Source organism: Streptomyces sp. NPDC048600 (genome assembly GCF_055587025.1).
The window spans coordinates 1-22,617 of record NZ_JBVJGZ010000045.1; the positions used below are offsets into that span (position 1 = coordinate 1).

The window sequence follows — 22,617 nt, forward strand, 5'->3', positions numbered from 1 at the left end:
AGTATTTGTCCAACTCCGACCTTGGCTCCCCCCCCCCCCCCCCCCCCCCCACCCCCCCCCCCCCCCCCCGCCCCCCCCCACCCCCCCCCCCCCCCCCCCCCCCCCCCCATGCCCGGGGCAGGGCCGGTCACCCGGCCGCCGCCGAGGCCGCTACCGCTGCCGGTTCCCCGCGGCAGCCGTTGCCGATACGCGACTGCGAAGCCCCCCGTGCGGTGTCCTGTCCGGTCGCCGCCCGGTGCGTGCGAGGCCTCGTCGCGGCTGCCTCAGGGGCGGCCGCGCTGACCGCGCAGATGCTCCGCGATCGGCTTCAGGGACTTGTCGAGCTCGCCGAGCGCGTCCTCGGAGAGCAGGTCGATGAAGTGCCGGCGCACGGAGGAGACATGGTGCGGTGCGACCCGCTGCATGGTCTCCATGCCGTGCTCGGTGAGGACCGCGTACAGCCCGCGGCGGTCGGACTCGCAGTTCTCCCGGCGCACCAGATCGGCGTTCTCCATGCGCGTGATCTGGTGCGAGAGACGGCTCTTGGACTGGAGGGTGGCGGAGGCGAGGTCGCTCATCCGCATCCGGAGGTCCTCCGACTCGGAGAGGTTCACCAGGATCTCGTAGTCGTTCATCGTCAGGCCGAACGGCTGCAGGTCCTTTTCGAGCTGGTATGTCAACAGCCTGTTGACCTCCAGGTGGGTGCGCCAGGCGCACTGCTCCGCATCGGTCAGCCAGCGCGTGGCCGTTTCGGTCTCCATGAATGAAGTCTACCTAAGAAGTTGAAAGGCGTACTATCGGCGATGGTGTGACGGCGTGCACGCGTTCGATGTCACACTCCGCAGACTACCGCTCACAGCCCGAAGCGACGCTGGAGGTCTCCCAGCTGTCCGGGAAGGCGCGGTACGCCTTGGCCACCGGACGCCCCGCCGCCCGGTACTCCCGCCTGGTGCGGAACGGCCCCCGTCGCCTGCTCGGCCATCAGTGCCTCGGAGGACTGCAGCAGGACCGTGCCGGCCCCGACGAACTCGAACTGGTGCTCCTCCCCGGAGGCCCCGCCGAGACCCGTCAGCGCACGTAGACCGCCCATCACACCGGTCATATAGCCATGGTCGTAGTGATGGCACGGTGAGGGGCAGTCGGCCCAGCCGACGAGAGCCTGCGGATCCACCCGGATCGGGGGCTCCATGAACACCACCGGACCGTTAGATGCGGCGACGAACTTGCCGGTTCCGATCAGCGTCAGAAATCCCGGCACGATGGATTGCTTCAGTGCCAGAGTTGGCTGAAAAGCGAGCAGATTGCCGGAGCGAATGGTCAGGTTGCCGTTGTCAAGGTCATACGAATTGACATCGAAGGCCCGGTCGGCGAGCAGCATCCTGCCCGAGCCCTCGGCCACGACCCAGTCCGACGCGTGCAGAGGCGAATGGAACGACGTACGGACAAGCCGGTCCAAACGCCCGTGCCCGATGCCGTTGAACTCGATCGACCCGTAGTAGGCGATCATCTTTCCCTTCTGCATGAACCACTGGGAGCCCTTGAGCTCCACGCAGAAGGTGTACTTGTCGACGTTGTCGTCGATGGGCAGGGTCATCGGGTCGTACGCGACGGGACCCGCGCCGGGGTAGCCGGTCACAGTTTCTCCTCCGAGGCCTGGACGTACACCGTGCCGCTGCCGCTGAGCTCCAGCTGGAACGCCTCACCCGAGCCGCGGCCCACCATGTCGCGCCAGCCCAGCGCCGTCGACAGCTTGTTGCGCACGTCGCCGCTGTGGGCGACGTAGGCCTGCGGGTCGACGTGCACGGGCCGCTGCGGGGTGATCGGCACCTCGAACACGCCCCCGTGGGCCATCACCGCCACCGCCCCGTGCCCGCGCAGGGAGGTGGTGAACAGCCCCTGGCCGCTCACCTGGCCCCGCACCATGCCCATGACCCCGCCCTGGGAGCCGAGGAACACCGTCGACTGCTCCAGCGTGCCCTCGAAGGCGAGCAGCCGGTCCGCCTCCACATGCAGGGTGTCCCCGCCCAGCCGGATGATCTGCACATGGTGACCGCCGTGCCCGAAGAACACGGTGCCGCTGCCCTCGACGGTCATCAGCGGAGTGTCCTCGTTCGCCACCCGGCGCCCGATCATCGACATGATCCCGCCCTGGCCGCCGGCCGAGTTCGGGGTGAAGGTCACGTCCCCCTTGTACGCCAGCATCGCGCCGCGCTGACTGAACAGCCGCTGCCCCGGCACGACGGTGGCCTCCACCATTTTGGAGTTGATCTCGCGGAAGGCCATCAGACGTCCCCCGCGATCGTGTTGCGCTCGCTCGGCTGCACGTACACCAGGCCGTCCCCCTCGAACCGGATCTGGAACGCCTCGCCGCCACCCTCACCCAGAAGTGTGCGGAAGGTCACACCCGACTGGAAGGACTGCCGCAGATTCCCCTGGTGCGCGACATACGCCCCCGGGTCGACGGTCAGCGGGTACTGCGCGCTGACCCGCAGCACCACGGCCGGCCCGTGGGAGGTGATCGCGGCCTGCCCGTGTCCCTCGACGGTCGTGGTGAACAGCCCGTTGCCCTGGGAGGCGCCGCGCAGGCCGGTGAACGTCGTGCCGGTCCGCAGACCCGCGTCGGTGGCCAGCAGATTGCTGCTCTCCACGAACAGCTTGTCCCCCTGGAGGCTGACGAGATTGATCTCGGAAGCCCGGTCGGCGAACCAGCAGGTCCCCTGCCCACTCACCTCCATCACCGTCATCTGCTCACCGGTGAGCCGCCGGGTCACCATCCCGCGCAGCCCTTCCCCTCCACCACTCAGCTTCTTGAAGGCCATCTGCCCGTCGTACGCGACCATCGAGCCGTTCTTCGCCTTCACGGCGTCTCCGGTCACGTCGACGGCGAGGACCTTGCTTCCCTGAAGTCGGAACATCGCCACGCAGGGACGGTAGCCCGGGGCCGGGCGTCCCGGACAGAGCCCTGGGACGGAGACCGACCCTGACCGGACCCCGAGGGCGCCCCGCCGACGGGCCCCCCGCGTCGGGGCCGGGCCGGCGTTTGCCACAATGGCAGCGCGTTTGTGCACTCGTTCACAAACTGTCGATGACTCTCCCACCGAAGGTGAACCGTGGACATCAAGACCGCCTCCGCCCTGCGCCGGCTCCGCCTGGTCTCGACCCCCGAGGCCGTGTCCTTCCTGCTGCTGCTCGTGTGTTCGGTGCTCAAGCGCACGACGGACTTCAACGCGGTGCCGGTCATGGGTGCCGTCCACGGCCTCCTCTTCGTCCTCTACGTGCTCTTCTGGCTCGACGCCTGGAACCGCGCGAAGTGGTCCTTCCAGACGGCCGCCTTCTACTTCGCCCTCTCCGTCCTGCCCACCGGCGGCTTCTTCGCCGACCGCAGGCTCCGCCGTGAGTCCGAGGACGCGCTGATCGCCTCCCGCGCCCGCAAGGAAGGGGTTGTCGGCGCATGATCGTCGCCTTCTCCGTGACGCCGCTCGGTGTCGGCGAGGACGTGGGGGAGTACGTCGCCGACGCGGTCCGGGTCGTCCGGGAGTCGGGGCTGCCCAACCGGACGGACGCGATGTTCACGTCCGTGGAGGGGGAGTGGGACGAGGTCATGGACGTCGTGAAGCGAGCGGTGGCCGCGGTCGAGGCGCGGGCGCCTCGGGTCTCCCTCGTCCTCAAGGCGGACATCCGTCCGGGGGTGACGGACGGCCTCACGGCCAAGGTCGACAGGGTCGAGCGGTACCTCGCGGAGTAGCGAAGCGGGGCCGACCAGCGCCGCTGGGGGTGGCGGGGGCAGGGGCGTTGCGCGGCTCGGCGTCAGCGACGTACCGCCCGGCGGTTGCTGAGGGCGGGGCGCTGCGCAACTCGGCGCTACGAGGTGCCGCAGCGCCCACCCGTGCCGCCCTGGGGGTACCTCCCAGGCCCTTAAGCCACTGGGGGAGGCACGCATGCCCGCAGCGGCGGCGCGTACGGCGGGGAGGGGACGGGGTGGGGGGTGTCCGCCCGCAGCGGCCGCCGTCGAACACCAGAACCCCCGTGAGTGACTGGTCCGGCGGACCGAGGACGGATACCCCCCGGCCCGGCCCCGCACCACCCACCGGCCGTGGGCGGGCGGACGCGCCCACGTGAGGCGCACCGCTCACCGGCCGCGGGCGGGCGGACGCGCCCACGGGCAAGGGGCGGGCTCGGAAGACCGACGACGGATACGCCACCGGGCGACGGTGTGCCAGTTGTCGGTGGGGTGAGCCACACCAACGGGCCGCCGTAGGCACCCGCCTGGGCGCATCCCGTTCGACACGCCCTGTCATCTCCCTTTTTGTGTGAGTAGTTGAGCGGTCCGATCCAGACCGATCGCTCCTCACCGACGGGAGGGACGCCGTGCGACCGGAGGGCTACGACTACGACAGCCACAGCCGACTGGCCGGACCTCTGACCGAGCCCGGCCACGGCACCGCCTACCGGGTGCGGTACACCTCCCTCCTCTCCCGCGAGCCCCACCGAATACGAGCCGTCGCCCTGATGAGCCTCGCCCCGCTCGTCACCGGCCTCCTCCTCGTCTACCTCGTCTGGCCCACCCACTGGGTCGAGCGCGAGGCCGGCGAGCAGTGGATGGTGTGGCTCGACATCGTGATGCTGATAGCCATCGGGCTCATCGAGCTGTTCATGGTCGTCAACGTCGCCTCCGTCGCGCACGCGACCCTCGTGGCCCGCGACCCCGTCCCCGTCGTCCCCGAGCACGGCACCCGCGTCGCCTTCCTCACCACGTACGTCCCCGGCAAGGAACCCCTCGCCATGGTCCGCGCCACGCTGGAGGCCGCGGTCCGGGTCACCCACACCGGCCCCGTCGACGTCTGGCTCCTCGACGAGGGCGACGACGACGGCGCCAGGGAACTCTGCGCGGAACTCGGCGTGCACCACTTCACCCGCCACGGCGTCCCGGAGTGGAACCGCGACAGCGGCACCCACAAGGCCCGCACCAAGCACGGCAACTACAACGCCTGGCTCGCCCGGCACGGTCACGCGTACGAGTTCTTCGCCTCCGTGGACACCGACCACGTCCCGCTCCCGGAGTTCCTGGAGCGGATGATGGGCTACTTCCGCGACCCGGACGTCGCGTTCGTCGTCGGCCCGCAGGTGTACGGCAACTATCACAACCCTGTCACCAAGGCCGCCGAGTCCCAGCAGTTCCTCTTCCACGCGCTGATCCAGCGCGCAGGCAACCGCTACCGCGCCCCGATGTTCGTCGGCACGAACAACGTCGTCCGCGTCGAAGCCCTGCTCCAGATCGGCGGCCTCCAGGACAGCGTCACCGAGGACATGGCGACCGGCTTCGAACTGCACCGCCGCCGCAACCCCAGGACCGGCAACCACTGGCGCTCGGTCTACACCCCGGACGTGCTCGCCGTCGGCGAGGGCCCGGCCTCGTGGACGGACTTCTTCACCCAGCAGATGCGCTGGTCGAGGGGCACCTACGAGACCCTGTTCAAGCAGTACTGGAAGGCCCCGTTCACGATGCCGCCGGGCCGCCTCTTCTCGTACACGCTGATGCTCGTCTACTACCCGATGACGGCGGTCAACTGGCTCCTCGGCATCCTCAGCTGCGTGCTGTTCCTGTGGTTCGGCGCCTCCGGCACCCAGGTCGCCGCCTCGGTCTGGCTGATGCTCTACAGCGACGCGGCAGCGCTCCAGGTCGGCCTCTACCTCTGGAACCGCCGGCACAACGTCTCGCCGCACGAGCCGGAGGGCTCCGGCGGTCTCGCGGGCATGGCGATGTCGGCGCTGTCGGCGCCGATCTATCTCAAGTCGCTCGGCGAGGCCGTCGCGGGCCGCCCGAGCCGGTTCGTGGTCACGCCGAAGGGCGGCGACGCCAGCGCGGACCGGCTGCTGACCTTCCGTATCCATCTGGCGTGGGCGGCGCTGCTCGCCGTCTCCCTCGCCGCCTCCGTCGTCCTCGGCCACACGCACGTGGCGATGCGCACCTGGGCGGTCCTGGCGACGGCCATCTCCCTGGCCCCGGTGGTGGTCTGGCTGTCGACCCGGGCGGCGGCCCGCGCACCACACCGGCCCCGCACCCGTACGGCCGCGAACGCGCCCACGTCCGCCACCGCGACGGCCACGACCCCCCTCCGCCCCGACGGCACGGAACCCGCGCTCGCCGGCGGCGGCGCCCCCGCCCAGACGCCCGGTACGACGACAGGAGAGAACTAGGCCATGGCCTACCAACCTTCGCAGAGGACCAGGCGAACCGTACTGAGCATCGGCGGCATCGCGATCCTGGCGGGCCTGAACGCCCCGGCCGTGCTGGACTTCGCGGGCGAGAAGTACCACGCGTACAAGATCGCCCAGCCCGGGTACAAGGCGCGCTACGGCTCCTGGAGCCAGGTCTCCATCCCCGAGGAGTACCGGACGAACGCCATCCACGCGGCCCTGCTGCACACCGGGAAGGTGCTGATCGTCGCGGGCTCGGGCAACGAGCAGAGCAAGTTCGACAAGGGCGACTTCGACACCGTCCTGTGGGATCCGAAGGCCAACACGTTCAAGAAGATCCCCACCCCGGACGACTTCTTCTGCTCGGGTCACGCGCTGCTCCCCGACGGCCGGCTCCTGGTCGCGGGCGGCACGGCGCGCTACGAGCTGCTCGACGGCGAGGTGGACCGCGCGGGCGGCGGCATGCGGGTGAAGAACGAGAGCCCCGACAAGGCGGTGCACCTCAGGAAGGGCACCCGCTTCCGTTCCCCGGCGGGTGTCGAGTACGTCACCCGGTTCGACGTCACCGTGCCGAAGGCCGAGCGTGCCTTCGACATCACGTACGACGCGCGCGGGGTGATGCAGCCCTGGCGGACGAAGGTCACGGCGGGCGAGGCGCGGGTGTTCGTGGAGGCCGTGAAGAAGGGCCGGCGGTCCGTCACCGACAAGCAGGCGCAGTACTCGATCGTCGGCCTGAGCGGCAAGGACGCCGCCAACACCTACGGCCTGTCCGAGAAGATCACCCTCGACAAGCAGGACTTCCAGGGCATCCGCGCGGCCTACGAGTTCGACCCGGTCGCCGAGCGGTACATGCCCGTCGACCCGATGGACAAGGCCCGCTGGTACCCGACCCTGGTCGGCCTCGCCGACGGCCGGGTCCTCGCGGTCTCGGGCCTGAACGACGTGGGCGCGATCGACCCCGGCGACAACGAGATCTACGACCCGGTGACCAAGACCTGGACGCCGGGTCCCAAGCGGTACTTCCCGACGTACCCGGCGCTGTTCCTCACCCGGGGCGGCAAGCTGTTCTACTCGGCCTCCAACGCCGGTTACGGCCCGGCGGACAAGGGGCGCGAGCCCGGGATCTGGGACCTGGAGTCCAACACCTTCACCAAGGTCCCCGGTCTGCGCGACGCCGACGAGACCGAGACCTCCTCCTCGCTGCTGCTGCCCCCGGCGCAGGACCAGAAGGTGATGATCCTGGGCGGCGGAGGCGTGGGCGAGTCGAAGCGGTCGACCCCGCGCACGGCGGTCGTCGACCTCAAGAAGGACAACCCGGTCTTCGAGGCCGGCCCCGACCTGCCGCAGGGCACGCGCTATCTGAACAGCGTGATCATGCCGGACGACACCGTGTTCACCGCCAACGGCTCCGAGGACTACCGCGGCCGCAGCGCCAGCAACATCCTCAAGGCCCAGTTCTACGACCCGAGGACCAACGCCTTCCGTGCGGCGGCGGACCCCACCGTCGGACGCAACTACCACTCCGAGGCGCTGCTCCTGCCCGACGGGCGGGTCGCCACCTTCGGATCGGACCCGCTCTTCGACGACCAGCAGAACACCAAGCTGGGCCACTTCGAGCAGCGGATGGAGATCTTCACCCCGCCCGCGCTGCACCGCAACGCCGCCGGCCGGCCCGAACTGGCGGACGGCCCGCAGCAGCTGGACGCCGGGCGCACGGTGACGTACCGGACCGGCCATCCCGAGCGGATCGCCAAGGCCCGTCTGATGCGCCCGAGCGCGGTGACCCACACCACGGACGTCGAGCAGCGCTCGATCGAGCTGGGCATGACCAAGGCGGGCGACTCGGTGACCTTCACGGTGCCGGACGACCCCGCGCTGGTGCCGCCCGGCTGGTACATGCTGTTCGTGACGGACGCCGAGGGCACGCCGTCCGAGGCGAAGTGGCTCCAGGTCGGCTGAAGTCCTCCGCTATGAGGCGGAGTTGCGGGCCAGCGCCAGCGCGTACTCCGGCCACCACCGCCCGGCGGCCGGCCCGCCCTCGCAGGTGCCGTCGGACTCGCCGGGCCGCTTCACCCACAGATAGGCGTCCAGCACCGGCTCGCCGGTCTCGGTGGTGGGCGGTGTGCCCAGTGCCCGGCCGGGCGGGTTGCACCAGACGCCGTCCAGCGGGCCGTTGCCGTTGCGGCTGCTGTCGACGACGAAGTGCTTGCCGCCCAGTTCCTGGGAGAGCCGTAGCCCGTACGCCGTCGTGACGTCGTCCGGCTGGAAGTTGGAGACGTTCAGCGCGAAGCCGTCGGCGGCGTCGACGCCGGCCCGCCGCAGCGGTTCGACGAGCTTCGCGGGGTCCTGGATCCAGGACGGGTTGCCCGCGTCCAGGTACACCCGGGTGCCGGGCTGCTGCTTGAGCCGGGCGACGGCCTCGGCGAGCAGGCTCTCGCGTTCGGCGTGGTACTCGGCGGGTGTGCAGCCGTCCACGACATGGGCGACCGCGTCCGGCTCCAGGACCACCAGGGCCCGGGCGTCGCCGAGGGCGCCGGCGAGACTCCCGATCCAGGCGCGGTAGGTGTCGGCGTCCGCGGCCCCGCCCGCGGAGTGCTGACCGCAGTCCCGGTGGGGGATGTTGTAGGCGGCGAGGACCAGGGTCTGCCCGGTGCCTCGCGCCGCCGCGGCCGCGGCCCGCACGGCGGGGGCCGGGTCGGTCTCCCCGGTGGGCCACATCGCGGCGGGCCGGTCGGCGATGCGCCGCAGCACCTCGGCGTCGCCGGTGCGGCCCTCCCGCCGCCACCGCTCGATCTGCCGGGCGGCCGCGCTGTCCGGGTCGACCCAGAACGGCGAGGCGGGCGCGGTGCCCACCTTGCGGGAGGCGTCCCCGGCGACCGAGGCCTCGTCGAGGCCGGGCGCGGACGAACAGCCCGAGGTGAGGGCGAGGGCGGCGAGCGCGGCCAGGGCCGCGAGCGTGGAGGTCGGCCGGGACATGCTGCTCCCTGGACGGAGGTGACGTGCCGTCACCCATCGTCGCACAATCGGAACATATGTCACGTAAGAGGCAAGTCGGTCACTGCCGTATGGCCGAGTCGCCCCACGACAGGTCCGGCTCCGGCGGCAGTGCGCCGACCCCCACCGCCGTCGGCCCAGGTCACGCGCACCCGCCCGAAACGCGAGACGGAGCTGACCGCATAATGACCGGCCGGTAAGGTCTGTTGCCGTGCCCAAGCCGCTCAGTCTCCCCTTCGACCCCATCGCGCGCGCCGACGAGCTCTGGAAGCAGCGCTGGGGTGGCGTGCCGTCCATGGCCGCGATCACCTCGATCATGCGGGCCCACCAGATCCTGCTCGCCGAGGTCGACGCCGTGGTCAAGCCGTACGGGCTGACGTTCGCGCGCTACGAGGCGCTCGTGCTGCTCACCTTCTCCAAGGCCGGGGAGCTGCCGATGTCCAAGATCGGCGAGCGCCTCATGGTCCATCCCACGTCCGTCACCAACACGGTCGACCGTCTCGTGCGCTCCGGCCTGGTCGACAAGCGCCCCAACCCCAACGACGGCCGCGGCACCCTCGCCTCCGTCACCGAGAAGGGCCGCGAGGTCGTCGACGCCGCCACCCGCGACCTGATGTCCATGGACTTCGGCCTCGGCGTCTACGACGCGGAGGAATGCGCCGAGATCTTCGCGATGCTGAGACCACTGCGGATCTCGGCGGGGGACTTCGACGAGGAGTAGGACCACGGCGCCGGCCGGCCGCCGTCCCCGCCGCGCAAGTGTTCCGGCCCCCGGCGCGGAGCACGAGAAGCATCACAGGCTCCCCGCGTGAGCGACGGTTTTCCGGGCGGTTACGCTCATTGCCATGAAATCCAGCGTGCTGACCCGCTACCGCGTCATGGCGTATGTGACCGCCGTCATGCTGCTCGTTCTCTGTGCCTGCATGGTGGCCAAGTACGGCTTCGAGGTCGGCGAGGACGTGACCTTCGCGGTCTCCCAGGTGCACGGTGTGCTCTACATCATCTACCTGATCTTCGCCTTCGACCTGGGCTCCAAGGCGAGGTGGCCGTTCGGCAAGCTGCTGTGGGTGCTGGTGTCCGGCACGATCCCCTTCGCCGCCTTCTTCGTCGAGCGCAAGATCGCCGAAGAAACGCTTCCGCTGGTCAGCGGCGCACAGGCCGATCCTGTCAAGGTCTGACCGATACCGCCGTGAGTGACTCACGGCGGTTCCCGTCGACACTTACTTGGACGTCCTAGTAAATTCGATGGTATGGACGCTGACGCCATCGACGAGGGCCGCCGACGCTGGCAGGCCCGGTACGACGCCGCGCGCAAGCGTGAGAGTGACTTCACCACGCTCTCCGGGGATCCCGTCGAGCCGGTGTACGGGCCGCGGCCGGGGGACACGTACGACGGTTTCGACCGGATCGGCTGGCCGGGGGAGTATCCCTTCACCCGTGGTCTGCACTCCACCGGCTACCGGGGGCGGACCTGGACCATCCGGCAGTTCGCCGGGTTCGGCAACGCCGAGCAGACCAACCAGCGCTACAAGATGATCCTCGGCCACGGCGGTGGCGGGCTCTCCGTCGCCTTCGACATGCCGACGCTCATGGGCCGCGACTCCGACGACCCCCGCTCGCTGGGCGAGGTCGGACACTGCGGTGTGGCCGTCGACTCCGCCGCCGACATGGAGATCCTCTTCAGGGACATCCCGCTGGGCGACGTCACGACGTCCATGACGATCAGCGGCCCCGCCGTCCCCGTCTTCTGCATGTACCTGGTGGCCGCCGAGCGCCAGGGCGTGGACCCGTCCGTCCTCAACGGCACGCTCCAGACGGACATCTTCAAGGAGTACATCGCCCAGAAGGAGTGGCTCTTCCAGCCCGAGCCCCACCTCCGTCTCATCGGCGACCTCATGGAGCACTGCGCCGAGCGCATCCCCGCCTACAAGCCGCTCTCCGTCTCCGGCTACCACATCCGCGAGGCCGGGGCCACGGCCGCGCAGGAGCTCGCCTACACGCTCGCCGACGGCTTCGGCTACGTCGAGCTCGGCCTCAGCCGTGGCCTGGACATCGACGCGTTCGCGCCCGGGCTCTCCTTCTTCTTCGACGCGCACCTCGACTTCTTCGAGGAGATCGCCAAGTTCCGTGCCGCGCGCCGTATCTGGGCCCGCTGGATGCGGGACGTCTACGGCGCCGGGTCCGCCAAGTCGCAGTGGCTGCGCTTCCACACCCAGACCGCGGGTGTCTCCCTCACCGCCCAGCAGCCGTACAACAACGTCGTCCGCACTGCGGTGGAGGCCCTGGCCGCGGTCCTCGGCGGCACCAACTCCCTGCACACCAACGCCCTCGACGAGACCCTCGCCCTGCCGAGCGAGCGGGCTGCGGAGATCGCGCTGCGCACCCAGCAGGTCCTCATGGAGGAGACCGGCGTCGCCAACGTCGCCGATCCGCTGGGCGGTTCGTGGTACGTCGAGCAGCTCACGGACCGTATCGAGGCCGACGCCGAGAAGATCTTCGACCGGATCAAGGAACGGGGGCTGCGCGCCCACCCCGACGGACGGCACCCCATCGGGCCGATCACCTCCGGCATCCTGCGCGGCATCGAGGACGGCTGGTTCACCGGCGAGATCGCCGAGTCCGCGTTCCGCTACCAGCAGGCCCTGGAGAAGGGGGAGAAGCGGGTCGTCGGCGTCAACGTCAACACCGGTTCGGTGACGGGCGATCTGGAGATCCTGCGGGTCAGTCACGAGGTCGAGCGGGAGCAGGTGCGGGTGCTGGGGGACCGGCGCGCGGGCCGTGACGAGGCGGCGGTGCGGGCCGCGATCGGCGCGATGCTGGTCTCCGCGCGGGACGGGTCCAACATGATCGGCCCCATGCTGGACGCGGTTCGTGCGGAGGCGACGCTGGGCGAGATCTGCGAAGCGCTCCGCGAGGAGTGGGGCGTCTACACAGAACCCCCGGGCTTCTGAGTGCCCTCAGGGGCGCGGGGAACTGCGCGACCGGCCACCCACGGACCCGCACGGAACTCGGCGTCGGCAGGCGGGGCGGTGCGCAGCTCGGCGTCAGCGAGGGGCCTCCCCCGGAGGGGGGACCCCCAGCGCCCATCCGTGCCGCCCCTGGCGGCACGCCTGCCCGCGGCTGGGAGGGCATCGCCCTAGGGGCGCGGGGAACTGCGCGACCGGCCACCCACCACCCGCACCCGAATCCGCGGCGGCCCGGGGTTCAGGACGGGGTGGGCTGTTCCGCTCCGGGTAGGCCCAGGAGCAGGATTCGGGTGAAGCTTCGTACCCACTGCTCGTCCGCCGGCTCCGCGCTCACGAGCGTGCGATGGACCACCGCCCCGGCGACCATGTCGAAGATGAGGTCGGCGGTCCGGGCGGCCTCCTCCGCGGAGGCCTCCGCGGCCAACTCCCCCCGAGCCTGCGCCCGCTCACGCCCCTCGGTGACGAGACACTTCTGCCGTTCCACGATCGACGCCCGGATCCGCTCGCGCAGGGCATCGTCCCGCGTGGACTCGGCGACCACCGCCATCAGCCCGCTCTTGGCCTCCGGTCGAGCCAGGATCGCGGCGAACTGGAGCACCACGCCCTCGATGTCCGCCGCCAGCGACCCCCGGTCCGGCAGCCGCAGCTCGTCGAACAGCTCCGCGACCGCGTCGCACACGAGCTCGTTCTTGCCCGCCCAGCGGCGGTAGAGCGTCGTCTTCGCAACCCCCGCCCGCATCGCCACGTCTCCCAGGGTGAGCTTGGACCACCCCAGCTCCACCAGGGCCGCACGGGTCGCGGCGAGGATCGCCGTGTCCGCGGCTGCGCTGCGGGGACGGCCTCGGACGGCTGGGGTGCGGCTTTGCATCCCAAGACCATAGACCGCCGCCGCGCACACGGCGCCGCCCGCGGCAGTGAGGCAGATCACCGGGTTCAGGACCCCACGAGAGGCCCTACGCCATTACGCTACGACTCGTAGCGAAAGCTGGACGGCGACCCGTGCTGGACGTGCACGGGGCGACCTCCGTAGGGCGCGGGTGGGGACCCGGCGCCAGGGACGGAGGGGCGGGCCGGAGCCCGCTTTCGCGACGTTTTTTCACTGACGCGCGGGTACGGGGGAGGATAGACGCATGCAGCCACGGAACATGTCCATGAGCGGCGTCGTCGACCTCGCCGCGGTCAAGGCGGCCCAGGAGGCCAAGGCCAAGGCCGAGCAGACGCGCGCCGAAACCGCCCGGCAGGGCGGAGGCGGGGCCGTGTCCCCCGCCGACCTGGTCATCGACGTCGATGAGGCGGGCTTCGAGCAAGAAGTCCTCCAGCGCTCCGCCGAGGTCCCGGTCGTCATCGACTTCTGGGCCGAGTGGTGTCAGCCCTGCAAGCAGCTGAGCCCGGTCCTGGAGCGGCTGGCGGTCGAGTACGACGGGCGCTTCCTGCTCGCGAAGATCGACGTCGACGCCAACCAGATGCTGATGCAGCAGTTCGGGGTCCAGGGGATCCCGGCGGTCTTCGCGGTCGTCGCGGGACAGGCACTGCCGCTCTTCCAGGGGGCCGCGGGCGAGGCCCAGATCCGCCAGACCCTCGACCAGTTGGTGCAGGTCGCCGAGCAGCGCTTCGGTCTGACCGGCCTCGTCGTCGACCCGGACGCCGAACCGGGTGCGGCGGCCCCGCCCGCCGGGATCCCGGCCGGCCCCTACGACGCCCTGCTCAACGCCGCCGCGCAGGCGCTCGACGCGGGCGACCTGGGCGGCGCGGTGCAGGCGTACAAGAACGTGCTGGCCGACGACCCGGCCCACCCGGAGGCGAAGCTCGGTCTGTCGCAGGCCGAACTGCTCCAGCGGGTGCAGCACCTCGACCCGCAGCAGGTGCGCCGGGACGCCGCCGAGAAGCCGGCCGACGTCCAGGCACAGATCGCCGCCGCCGACCTGGATCTCGTCGGCGGACATGTGGAGGACGCCTTCGGGCGGCTCATCGACGCCGTCCGGCTCACGGTGGGTGACGACCGGGACACCGTACGGCTGCGGCTGCTGGAGCTGTTCGAGGTGGTCGGGGCGGAGGACCCGCGGGTCGCCGCGGCGCGCCGGGCTCTCGCACGGGCCTTGTTCTAAAGGGACTTACCGGGCTGGAACGGGCGGTTCCCCGAGCTCACGGCGCTGGTGCCGGAGTGGCTGAAGCTGCCCCTGAGGCTGGAAGGCGGCCGCGCTTTACCAAATCTTGGTAATCGCGGCCGCTGTTACTTCAAGTAAGTCCGAGCCGGTCATCTGTCTGGTTCCGTCCAGTAATCAATAGTTCTGTCCCGCCCCCATCTGACACCCTCCGTCGCCGACCGAGATCCGTGGGTCGTTGTTCGGTTATACGGCCGTTACTAGCGAGTAACGAACCCCCTTGTGCCGACGGCGAGAATGCACCACGATCGGCCACGCTCGGTCCGTTCCCCACCCCCGACAGCCGGTCGGGCCGCGGGAGTTCCTGGGTCCCCACCGAGCAGAGCCGGCAGCAGTGGAGCCGGCTCTTGGGCAGGGGGGTCTTCGCCGCTCGGCGAAGCCTGTCCAGCAAGGTTGTGCGTGATGCGTGTCAGGCGCGACCAGTGGTTGTCGCTCGGGGGTGATCGCCGGTGATTCAGGCGCGGTTCGCGCCGCTGAAAGCGGGCGCTCTCCTTCCCGAGGACGTAGCACTTCTCCCATCCCTGCCCGGCTGAGCCGCAGTCAATGTGGCAGTCAGGGCCGGAGATGTACGTCCGAGAAGGAGGAAATCATGGGTTCCAAGCCTCGTGGCGGGACCAGATGGAAGCGGTTCGCTGTGGTCATGGTGCCCAGCGTCGCCGCGGCCGCAGCGGTCGGTGTGGGTCTGGCGCAGGGTGCGCTCGCCGCGTCGTTCGCCGTCTCCGGCCAGAGCTTCAAGGTGCGCGCCGGTCACCTGGAGGGTACCGGTTTCGCCCAGTACGGCGGTGTCGATGAGGGTTACACCGACATCTCCGGCTCCAAGACCACCAAGCGCCCGGTCGCGATCTCGACGTTCAAGCACGCCGAGATCAACGACATGTGCCAGTCGCTGAAGACGGACATCCCGCTCCTGGGCACCGTCTACATGCGTCTGGACGCGGGTCGCAACGGCAAGGTCGTCGAGGCTGACAACCTCTACCTCGACATCGCCCAGCTCGACGCCGACGCCACGTTCAAGGGCATCGACATCGGTGTGGCCGTCAAGGACCAGAACAAGGGTCCGGCCGTCACGGACAAGGGCGTGCTGCCGGGCGGCTTCGCCCAGCAGGCCGACACGGCGATCCTCGACGACGCCAAGCAGGTCGCGTGGGCCACCACCGCCGGCACGTTCAAGCTGAGCGGTCTGAGCCTGCGGCTCGGCACCGACTCCAAGATGGAGTGCTTCTGAGCCTCCGTCGCGCGGGTACCCCCGGGTACTTGAGCTGACCGCCGGGCGGGGTGGCCCAGGCCTCCCCGCCCGGACCGGAACGATCCGCCCGGTGCGCCCGCACCGGGCATCGCTTCACGCGCGCCGACCTCGATCTCTCCCCGCCGGTACAGCCGGTACGTACTTCCCCCGGATCCAGGGAGCTGTTTTTCCATGAGTGCCGAGACTCCGGTCCAGAGCGTCGGGTCCTTCACCCGGACGCGTCTGCGGTTCCGCGCCTGGCGGGGCGACCGGCCTTTCTGGGCGGGTCTGTTCACCATGCTCGGCGGTGTACCGATCGCCTACTTCCCGTACGCCACCCTCAAGCTCGGCCATATGTCCATCACGATGGCGACGACGGCCGGCGCGGGCTCCCTGATCATCGGTGTCCTTCTGGTCACCCTCGGTCTCACCATGTGGTTCCAGCACGCGACCCGCATCTTCGCCGGTGTCGCCTCGATCGTGCTGGCCCTGGTGTCGCTGGTGGTGTCCAACATCGGCGGCTTCGTGATCGGCTTCCTGCTGGCCCTGGTCGGCGGCGCGCTCGCCGTCTCCTGGGTGCCCGGCGACGAGACCGACGACAAGGCCACCGCGAAGGCGAAGAAGCTGAAGGAGGCCGCGGTCCCGGCCGCACCGGCCACCGCGCCGCTGCCTCAGGCGGACGCCGACGCCGCGGCCGAGCCGCAGGCCGGACCGGAGACCGCCGAGGACGGTACGGGCGGTGTGCCCGCCCCGCGGGAGCACAGCGAGGACGTCGTGCCCGACAACGACAACGGGAGGCACCGTGCCGGCTGAGCCGCTGGGCCCGGAGGACTACGCGGCCGAGCCGTCCGTCCGCACCGGACCTCGCCATGCGGCCCCGAAGAAGCCGCTCCTGACCCGACTTCACATGCCCACCGGACGGGCCATCGCGCTGGCCGCGATGCCGACCGCCGTCCTGATGGGTGTCGGCATGGGCCCGCTCGCCCAGGCCGACGGCCAGGACCCCAAGCGCCTCTCGGCCGAGGAGTACAAGGCCTGCGTCGAGGCCCTAGAGGTCACCCAGGACGGCGCGGAGAAGACCGCCGAGCCGTCCACGACGCCGACCGCCACCCCGTCGGAGACCGCCACCGGCGACACCGGCGGATCGACCGACACCGGCTCCGGCGACACGGACACCGACACCCCGTCCCCCACGGCCACCCCCGAGGCACCCACCACCGCCCCGGAGGAGCCGGCCGGCTCCACGGACACCGAGCCCCAGTCCGCCGAGCCGTCCGCGACCCCCAGCCCGTCGGAGACCGAGACCAGCAACCCGCTCGACCCGCTGGGCATCGGAGAGGCGCTCGAGGACCTCATCACCGGCGGCGACGAGGCGGAGACCACCCCGGCCGCCACGCCCTCGCCCACGGAGACCCCGAAGGCCGCGGCCACGGAGGCCCCCGCCCCGACCGAGTCCGCCGAGGACAAGGCCGAGGACACGGGCAGGACCGTCGTCGAGGACGCCAGGGGCGCGATCGAGGACACCGCCGAGGAGGTCACCGGGGCCCCCACCGAGGTGCCGTCGGCGACCGCAACGGCCTCGCCCAGCCCGTCGGCCTCCGAGAGCGTCGACCCCGAGGACTGCCCGGCCGCCACCGACGCCGAGGGCGCGTACGCGAACGTCCCCGCGCTCCCGGACCGCCCCTGGCGCCTGGAAGCCAGCTCCCTGCTCCTGAAGGGCGCCGACTACCAGGGCATCGTCGAGGTGCGTACCGCGAGCGGCAAGGTCAAGCAGGTCCTGAAGTACGTCATCAGCGACGGCACCGACATCGGCGACCTGCACCAGCTCGTCCAGGACGAGGACGGCGGCAAGACCTACCACGTCCAGGCCGCCAAGGGGTCGACGTCGACCATCCGCAACGGCGACACGACCATGTACACGGAGTCGATCTCGGGCAAGCTGTTCGGCCTGATACCCGTGACGTTCAGCCCGGAGAACCCGCCGCCGCTGAACATCCCGCTGATCTACTTCACCGACGTGAAGGTCATCCAGGCCGGCCAGTTCGGCGGCGACCTGCACGTCCCCGGGCTGCACCAGTTCATCGACTGAGCCGTCCGGTCCCGAGCCGCTCCGGGAGCCGCGAGAACGCAGAGGGCGCCCCTTCCGCCGGGAAGGGGCGCCCTCTGCGTCGTGTCCGGACGCCGCGTCAGTCGCGGTCGCCGCCACCGAGGTGGTGGACGCGGACCATGTTCGTGGTGCCGGGGACGCCGGGCGGCGAACCGGCCGTGATGATCACGATGTCGTGCTCGTTGAAGCGGTTGAGCTTGACCATCTCCTGGTCGACCAGGTCGACCATCTCGTCGGTGCTGTTCACGAACGGCACGACGTGCGAGTCCACGCCCCAGCTGAGCGCCAGCTGGTTGCGGGTCGACTCGTCGGTGGTGAAGGCGATGATCGGCTGCGCCGCGCGGTAGCGGGACAGACGGCGGGCGGTGTCACCGGACTTGGTGAAGGCCACCAGGCCCTTGCCGCCGAGGAAGTCGGCGATCTCGCAGGCGGCACGGGCCACCGAACCGCCCTGCGTGCGCGGCTTCTTGCCGGGCACCAGCGGCTGGAGGCCCTTGGAGAGGAGCTCCTCCTCGGCCGCGGCGACGATCTTCGACATCGTCTTCACGGTCTCGATCGGGTACGCGCCCACGCTCGACTCGGCGGACAGCATGACCGCGTCGGCGCCGTCCAGGATCGCGTTGGCCACGTCGGAGGCCTCGGCGCGGGTCGGCCGGGAGTTGGTGATCATCGACTCCATCATCTGGGTCGCCACGATCACCGGCTTGGCGTTGCGGCGGCACAGCTCGATGAGGCGCTTCTGCACCATGGGGACCTTCTCGAGCGGGTACTCGACGGCCAGGTCGCCGCGGGCCACCATGACGGCGTCGAACGCCATCACGACGTCCTCCATGTTCTCCACCGCCTGCGGCTTCTCCACCTTGGCGATGACCGGGACCCGGCGGCCCTCCTCGTCCATCACGCGGTGGACGTCGGTGACGTCCTTGGCGTCCCGGACGAAGGACAGCGCGACCATGTCGCAGCCCATCCGGAGGGCGAAGCGCAGGTCCTCGATGTCCTTCTCGGACAGCGCGGGCACGTTGACGGCCGCGCCGGGCAGGTTGATGCCCTTGTGGTCGGAGATGACACCGCCCTCGATGACGATCGTCCGCACCTGCGGGCCCTCGACGTCCAGGACCTTCAGCTCGACGTTGCCGTCGTTGATCAGGACCTGGTCGCCGCGCGACACGTCGCCGGGCAGGCCCTTGTAGGTGGTGCCGCAGATGGTCCGGTCGCCGGGGACGTCCTCGGTGGTGATGGTGAACTCGTCACCCCGCACCAGCTCGACGGGACCCTCGGCGAAGGTCTCCAGACGGATCTTGGGGCCCTGGAGGTCGGCGAGGACACCGATGGCCCGGCCGGTCTCCTTGGCGGCGGCACGGACCCGGTCGTACCGGCCCTGGTGCTCGGCGTGGGAGCCGTGGCTGAAGTTGAAGCGGGCCACATTCATGCCGGCCTCGATCAGCGACACGAGCTGTTCGTGGGAGTCGACCGCGGGGCCGAGAGTACAGACGATTTTCGAACGGCGCATGAGGCGATCCTATCCGTTTGTTTCGCTCCGGAATATTCCGTCTGGTGGAAGATACAAATGAGTGCCCTTTTGCTCAGGTGGGCTCGGTCGCCACCCGGCGGAGCCGCAATTCGTTACCGTCCGACCAGTGCGTAGGTCTGCGTCGCGATCTCCAGTTCTTCGTCCGTCGGTACCACCGCGACGGCGACGCGAGCGTACTCGGGCGAAATCAGGCGCGGCTCGGCGCCGCGCACGGCGTTCAGTCCGGGGTCGACCAGGAGGCCCAGTTCCTCAAGGCCCGCCAGGGCCGCGGCCCGCACCTCGGCCGCGTTCTCACCGACGCCCGCGGTGAACGCGACCGCGTCCACCCTGCCGAGAACGGCGTAATAGGCACCGATGTACTTCTTCAACCGGTGAATGTAGATGTCGAAGGCGAGTGCCGCCTGTTCGTCGCCCTCGTAGATGCGCCGGCGGATCTCCCGCATGTCGTTGTCCCCGCACAACCCGATCAGCCCGCTCTTCTTGTTGAGAAGAGTGTCGATCTCGTCGGCGGACATTTCACCAACACGCATCAAATGGAAGATGACGGCCGGGTCCAGGTCACCGGACCGCGTCCCCATCACCAGCCCCTCCAGCGGGGTCAGCCCCATCGAGGTGTCCACGCACACCCCGCCGCGGACGGCGGAGGCGGACGCGCCGTTGCCCAGGTGCAGCACGATCACGTTCACCTCCTGCGGCGCCCGGCCCAGCAGCTTCGCCGTCGCGCGGGAGACATACGCGTGCGAGGTGCCGTGGAAGCCGTAGCGGCGGATGCGGTGGGCGTCGGCCGTCTCGGTGTCGATGGCGTAGCGGGCGGCCGACTCCGGCATCGTCGTGTGGAACGCGGTGTCGAAGACGGCGACCTGCGGCAGGTCCGGGCGCAGCGTCCGCGCGGTGCGGATGCCGGTGAGGTTCGCCGGGTTGTGCAGCGGGGCGACCGGGATCAGCCGCTCGATCTCGGCGAGTACGGTGTCGTCGACGACGGTCGGCCGGGTGAACTGCCGGCCGCCGTGCACCACGCGATGGCCGATGGCCGCGAGCTCGGGGGAGTCCAGGCCCAGCCCGTCCCTGGCGAGTTCGGCCGCCACCGCCTTCAGCGCCGCGTCGTGGTCGGCCACCGGGCCCGACCACTCCCGGGTCTCGCCGCCCGCCGGGGTGTGCACGAGCCGGGAGGTCTCCTCGCCGATGCGCTCGACGAGCCCCACCGCCAGCCGCGCGCTGTCGCGCATGTCGAGCAGCTGGTACTTCACCGACGAGGAGCCGGAGTTGAGGACGAGGACACGCGACGGGCTCACTGCTGGGGCGCCTTCTGGTCGGAGGACTGGGCCTGGATCGCCGTGATGGCGACGGTGTTGACGATGTCCTGCACGAGCGCGCCGCGGGACAGGTCGTTGACGGGCTTGCGCAGACCCTGGAGCACCGGTCCGACGGCGATGGCGCCGGCCGAACGCTGCACGGCCTTGTACGTGTTGTTGCCCGTGTTGAGGTCCGGGAAGATCAGAACCGTTGCCTGCCCGGCGACTTCGGACTCCGGCAGCTTGGTCGCCGCGACCGTCGGCTCCACGGCCGCGTCGTACTGGATGGGCCCCTCGATCTTCAGGTCGGGCCGCCGGGCGCGCACCAGCTCGGTCGCCTCGCGCACCTTGTCGACGTCTACGCCCGAACCGGAGGTGCCCGTCGAGTACGACAGCATCGCGATCCGCGGCTCCACCCCGAACCGGGCGGCGGTCGCGGCCGACTGCACGGCGATGTCGGCCAGTTGCTCGGCGTCCGGGTCCGGGTTGACCGCGCAGTCGCCGTAGACGAGGACCCGGTCGGCCAGGCACATGAAGAACACCGAGGACACGATCGCGGTGTCCGGCTTCGTCTTGATGATCTCGAAGGCCGGGCGGATGGTCGCCGCGGTGGAGTGCACCGAACCCGACACCATGCCGTCGGCCAGGCCCTCCTGCACCATCAGCGTGCCGAAGTAGTTGACGTCGGAGACCACGTCGTAGGCCAGCTCCACCGTGACGCCCCGGTGCGCGCGCAGCGCCGCGTACTTCTCGGCGAAGCCGTCGCGCAGCTCGCTGGTCGCCGGGTCGATCAGCCGGCAGTCGCCGAGGTCGATGCCGAGGTCCGCGGCCTTCTTGCGGATCTGCTCGACCGGGCCCAGCAGGGTCAGCTCGCACACGCCCCGGCGCAGCAGCACCTCGGCGGCGTGCAGCACACGCTCCTCGGTGCCCTCCGGCAGCACGACCCGGCGCAGGCCGGAGCGGGCCTGTTCGAGCAGCTGGTGCTCGAACATCATCGGGGTGACCCGGTCGCTGCTCGGCGCGGAGACCCGCTTGAGCAGGTCGGCGGTGTCGACGTACCGCTCGAACAGGCCGAGCGCGGTCTCGGCCTTGCGCGGGGTGGCCGCGTTGAGCTTGCCCTCCAGGGAGAACAGCTGCTCGGCGGTGGGGAAGCTGAGACCGGGCACCGACAGCACGGGCGTACCCGGGGCGAGCCGCTCGGCGAGGGTGAGGACCTCCGGGCCGGGCACCTCGTCGAGGGTGAGCACCACCCCCGCGATCGGCGGGGTGCCGGCGCTGTGCGCGGCGAGCGTGCCGATCAGCAGGTCGGCCCGGTCGCCGGGGGTGAGCACCATGCAGCCGGGCGTCAGGGCGGCGAGGAAGTTCGGCAGCATCGCGCCGCCGAAGACGAAGCCGAGGGCGTCGCGGGCGAGCCCGGAGTCGTCGCCGAGCACAACCTTCGCGCCGAGCGCCTGGGAGACCTGGGAGACGGTCGGCGCGGACAGGGCGGGCTCGTCGGGCACGACGTAGCAGGGCACCGGCAGCCGTGAGCCGAGCCGCTCGGCTATCAGGTCGCGGTCCTCGCGGGCCACCCGGTTGGTGATCATGGCCAGCACGTCGCAGCCGAGGGTGTCGTAGGCGCGGAAGGCGTTGCGGGTCTCGGCGCGCACCGACTCCGCGGTCTGGCCGCGGCCGCCGACCACCGGGATCACCGAGGCGCCGAACTCGTTCGCCAGGCGTGCGTTCAGCGCGAGCTCGTCCGGCAGCTGGGTGTGCGCGAAGTCGGTGCCGAGGACGAGGACGACGTCGTAGTCGCGGGTCACCGCGTGGAAGCGGTCGACCAGCACGGAGACCAGCTCGTCCGTGCCGCGCTCGGCCTGGAGCGCGGAGGCCTCGTGGTAGTCCAGGCCGTAGACGGTGGCCGGGTCCTGCGAGAGCCGGTAGCGTGCGCGCAGGAGTTCGTAGAGCCGGTCCGGGCGGTCGTGGACGAGCGGACGGAACACACCGACCCGGTCCACCTGCCGGGTCAGCAGCTCCATCACTCCCAGCTCGACGACCTGGCGGCCGTCGCCTCGGTCGATACCGGTCACGTACACGCTGCGGGTCACGCCAGCTCTCCGTTTCGTGGTGCCTTGGTTGTTCCGGGTGCTTTCCCTGCGCATCACCGGCCGTAAAGGCCCGGCC

At 70.5% G+C, this 22,617-nt stretch carries 20 protein-coding genes; 11 read left to right on the forward strand and 9 right to left on the reverse strand.

Features of this window, described 5'->3' with window-relative positions:
- Window positions 1-263 precede the first annotated feature (263 nt).
- The 4 genes from ACZ6SQ_RS35970 to ACZ6SQ_RS35985 all read right to left on the reverse strand — a co-directional run bounded on the left by ACZ6SQ_RS35970 (window position 264) and on the right by ACZ6SQ_RS35985 (window position 2,894).
- A complete protein-coding gene (locus ACZ6SQ_RS35970; RefSeq protein ID WP_386380999.1) occupies window positions 264-740 on the reverse strand; it encodes a MarR family winged helix-turn-helix transcriptional regulator in 477 nt (158 codons plus the stop codon).
- 92 nt (window positions 741-832) lie between these two features.
- A complete protein-coding gene (locus tag ACZ6SQ_RS35975; RefSeq protein WP_469569798.1) occupies window positions 833-1,615 on the reverse strand; it encodes an AIM24 family protein in 783 nt (260 codons plus the stop codon).
- Window positions 1,612-2,262, reverse strand: a complete 651-nt coding sequence (locus ACZ6SQ_RS35980; RefSeq protein ID WP_386381001.1) for an AIM24 family protein — start codon at window positions 2,260-2,262, stop codon at window positions 1,612-1,614. Before ACZ6SQ_RS35980 ends, ACZ6SQ_RS35975 begins: the two co-directional genes overlap by 4 nt.
- Entirely contained in the window at window positions 2,262-2,894 is a 633-nt protein-coding gene (locus ACZ6SQ_RS35985; RefSeq protein WP_386381030.1) for an AIM24 family protein, read from the reverse strand. The genes ACZ6SQ_RS35980 and ACZ6SQ_RS35985 overlap by 1 nt, the downstream gene beginning before the upstream one ends.
- 195 nt (window positions 2,895-3,089) lie before the next feature.
- Here ACZ6SQ_RS35985 and ACZ6SQ_RS35990 point away from each other — a divergent pair, with 195 nt between their 5' ends.
- From ACZ6SQ_RS35990 to glxA, 4 genes are all read left to right on the forward strand, one after another.
- A complete protein-coding gene (locus ACZ6SQ_RS35990) occupies window positions 3,090-3,434 on the forward strand; it encodes a DUF3817 domain-containing protein (protein ID WP_469569800.1) in 345 nt (114 codons plus the stop codon).
- Entirely contained in the window at window positions 3,431-3,724 is a 294-nt protein-coding gene (locus tag ACZ6SQ_RS35995) for an MTH1187 family thiamine-binding protein (RefSeq protein WP_386381003.1), read from the forward strand. The genes ACZ6SQ_RS35990 and ACZ6SQ_RS35995 overlap by 4 nt, the downstream gene beginning before the upstream one ends.
- Window positions 3,725-4,347: 623 nt before the next feature.
- The gene (locus tag ACZ6SQ_RS36000) at window positions 4,348-6,177 is read left to right on the forward strand and encodes a glycosyltransferase family 2 protein (RefSeq protein ID WP_469569802.1); all 1,830 of its coding nucleotides are present in this window, start codon (window positions 4,348-4,350) and stop codon (window positions 6,175-6,177) included.
- A 3-nt stretch (window positions 6,178-6,180) separates the two neighbouring features.
- Window positions 6,181-8,136: a radical copper oxidase GlxA gene (gene glxA, locus ACZ6SQ_RS36005; protein WP_469569804.1), complete on the forward strand. Its 1,956-nt coding sequence runs from the start codon at window positions 6,181-6,183 to the stop codon at window positions 8,134-8,136.
- Between the two features lie 9 nt (window positions 8,137-8,145).
- On the opposite strand, the gene ACZ6SQ_RS36010 is transcribed toward glxA, so the two are convergent.
- Complete coding sequence (locus ACZ6SQ_RS36010) at window positions 8,146-9,153, reverse strand: glycoside hydrolase family 6 protein (RefSeq protein ID WP_469569807.1); 1,008 nt, start codon at window positions 9,151-9,153, stop codon at window positions 8,146-8,148.
- A 229-nt stretch (window positions 9,154-9,382) separates the two neighbouring features.
- Between ACZ6SQ_RS36010 and ACZ6SQ_RS36015 the strand changes: the two genes are divergently transcribed.
- The 3 genes from ACZ6SQ_RS36015 to ACZ6SQ_RS36025 all read left to right on the forward strand — a co-directional run bounded on the left by ACZ6SQ_RS36015 (window position 9,383) and on the right by ACZ6SQ_RS36025 (window position 12,122).
- The gene (locus ACZ6SQ_RS36015) at window positions 9,383-9,892 is read left to right on the forward strand and encodes a MarR family winged helix-turn-helix transcriptional regulator (RefSeq protein ID WP_386381007.1); all 510 of its coding nucleotides are present in this window, start codon (window positions 9,383-9,385) and stop codon (window positions 9,890-9,892) included.
- A 124-nt stretch (window positions 9,893-10,016) separates the two neighbouring features.
- Window positions 10,017-10,349 (forward strand): DUF3817 domain-containing protein, encoded by a 333-nt coding sequence (locus ACZ6SQ_RS36020; protein ID WP_389334481.1) that lies wholly within the window; start codon window positions 10,017-10,019, stop codon window positions 10,347-10,349.
- Window positions 10,350-10,421: 72 nt separating this feature from the next.
- On the forward strand, window positions 10,422-12,122 hold the full coding sequence (locus tag ACZ6SQ_RS36025; RefSeq protein WP_469569808.1) for an acyl-CoA mutase large subunit family protein: 1,701 nt from the start codon (window positions 10,422-10,424) through the stop codon (window positions 12,120-12,122).
- Window positions 12,123-12,375: 253 nt separating this feature from the next.
- Here ACZ6SQ_RS36025 and ACZ6SQ_RS36030 read toward each other — a convergent pair whose 3' ends face one another.
- Window positions 12,376-13,005, reverse strand: a complete 630-nt coding sequence (locus ACZ6SQ_RS36030; RefSeq protein ID WP_386381010.1) for a TetR/AcrR family transcriptional regulator — start codon at window positions 13,003-13,005, stop codon at window positions 12,376-12,378.
- Between the two features lie 262 nt (window positions 13,006-13,267).
- Between ACZ6SQ_RS36030 and ACZ6SQ_RS36035 the strand changes: the two genes are divergently transcribed.
- The 4 genes from ACZ6SQ_RS36035 (at window position 13,268) to ACZ6SQ_RS36050 (ending at window position 17,613) form a co-directional block, all read left to right on the forward strand.
- Complete coding sequence (locus tag ACZ6SQ_RS36035) at window positions 13,268-14,242, forward strand: tetratricopeptide repeat protein (RefSeq protein WP_469569811.1); 975 nt, start codon at window positions 13,268-13,270, stop codon at window positions 14,240-14,242.
- Between the two features lie 646 nt (window positions 14,243-14,888).
- Window positions 14,889-15,524 carry a DUF6230 family protein gene (locus ACZ6SQ_RS36040; protein WP_469569814.1) on the forward strand — a complete coding sequence of 212 codons (636 nt, stop codon included), beginning with the start codon at window positions 14,889-14,891 and terminating at the stop codon, window positions 15,522-15,524.
- A gap of 192 nt (window positions 15,525-15,716) precedes the next feature.
- Entirely contained in the window at window positions 15,717-16,337 is a 621-nt protein-coding gene (locus ACZ6SQ_RS36045; RefSeq protein ID WP_469569816.1) for a DUF6114 domain-containing protein, read from the forward strand.
- A complete protein-coding gene (locus ACZ6SQ_RS36050) occupies window positions 16,327-17,613 on the forward strand; it encodes a hypothetical protein (protein WP_469569817.1) in 1,287 nt (428 codons plus the stop codon). Before ACZ6SQ_RS36045 ends, ACZ6SQ_RS36050 begins: the two co-directional genes overlap by 11 nt.
- Before the next feature lie 97 nt (window positions 17,614-17,710).
- On the opposite strand, the gene pyk is transcribed toward ACZ6SQ_RS36050, so the two are convergent.
- The 3 genes from pyk to pta all read right to left on the reverse strand — a co-directional run bounded on the left by pyk (window position 17,711) and on the right by pta (window position 22,541).
- The gene (gene pyk, locus ACZ6SQ_RS36055) at window positions 17,711-19,141 is read right to left on the reverse strand and encodes a pyruvate kinase (RefSeq protein ID WP_469569821.1); all 1,431 of its coding nucleotides are present in this window, start codon (window positions 19,139-19,141) and stop codon (window positions 17,711-17,713) included.
- A gap of 113 nt (window positions 19,142-19,254) precedes the next feature.
- Window positions 19,255-20,454 carry an acetate kinase gene (locus ACZ6SQ_RS36060; RefSeq protein WP_469569823.1) on the reverse strand — a complete coding sequence of 400 codons (1,200 nt, stop codon included), beginning with the start codon at window positions 20,452-20,454 and terminating at the stop codon, window positions 19,255-19,257.
- Window positions 20,451-22,541, reverse strand: a complete 2,091-nt coding sequence (gene pta / locus ACZ6SQ_RS36065) for a phosphate acetyltransferase (protein ID WP_469569825.1) — start codon at window positions 22,539-22,541, stop codon at window positions 20,451-20,453. The genes ACZ6SQ_RS36060 and pta overlap by 4 nt, the downstream gene beginning before the upstream one ends.
- Between the last annotated feature and the right edge of the window lie 76 nt (window positions 22,542-22,617).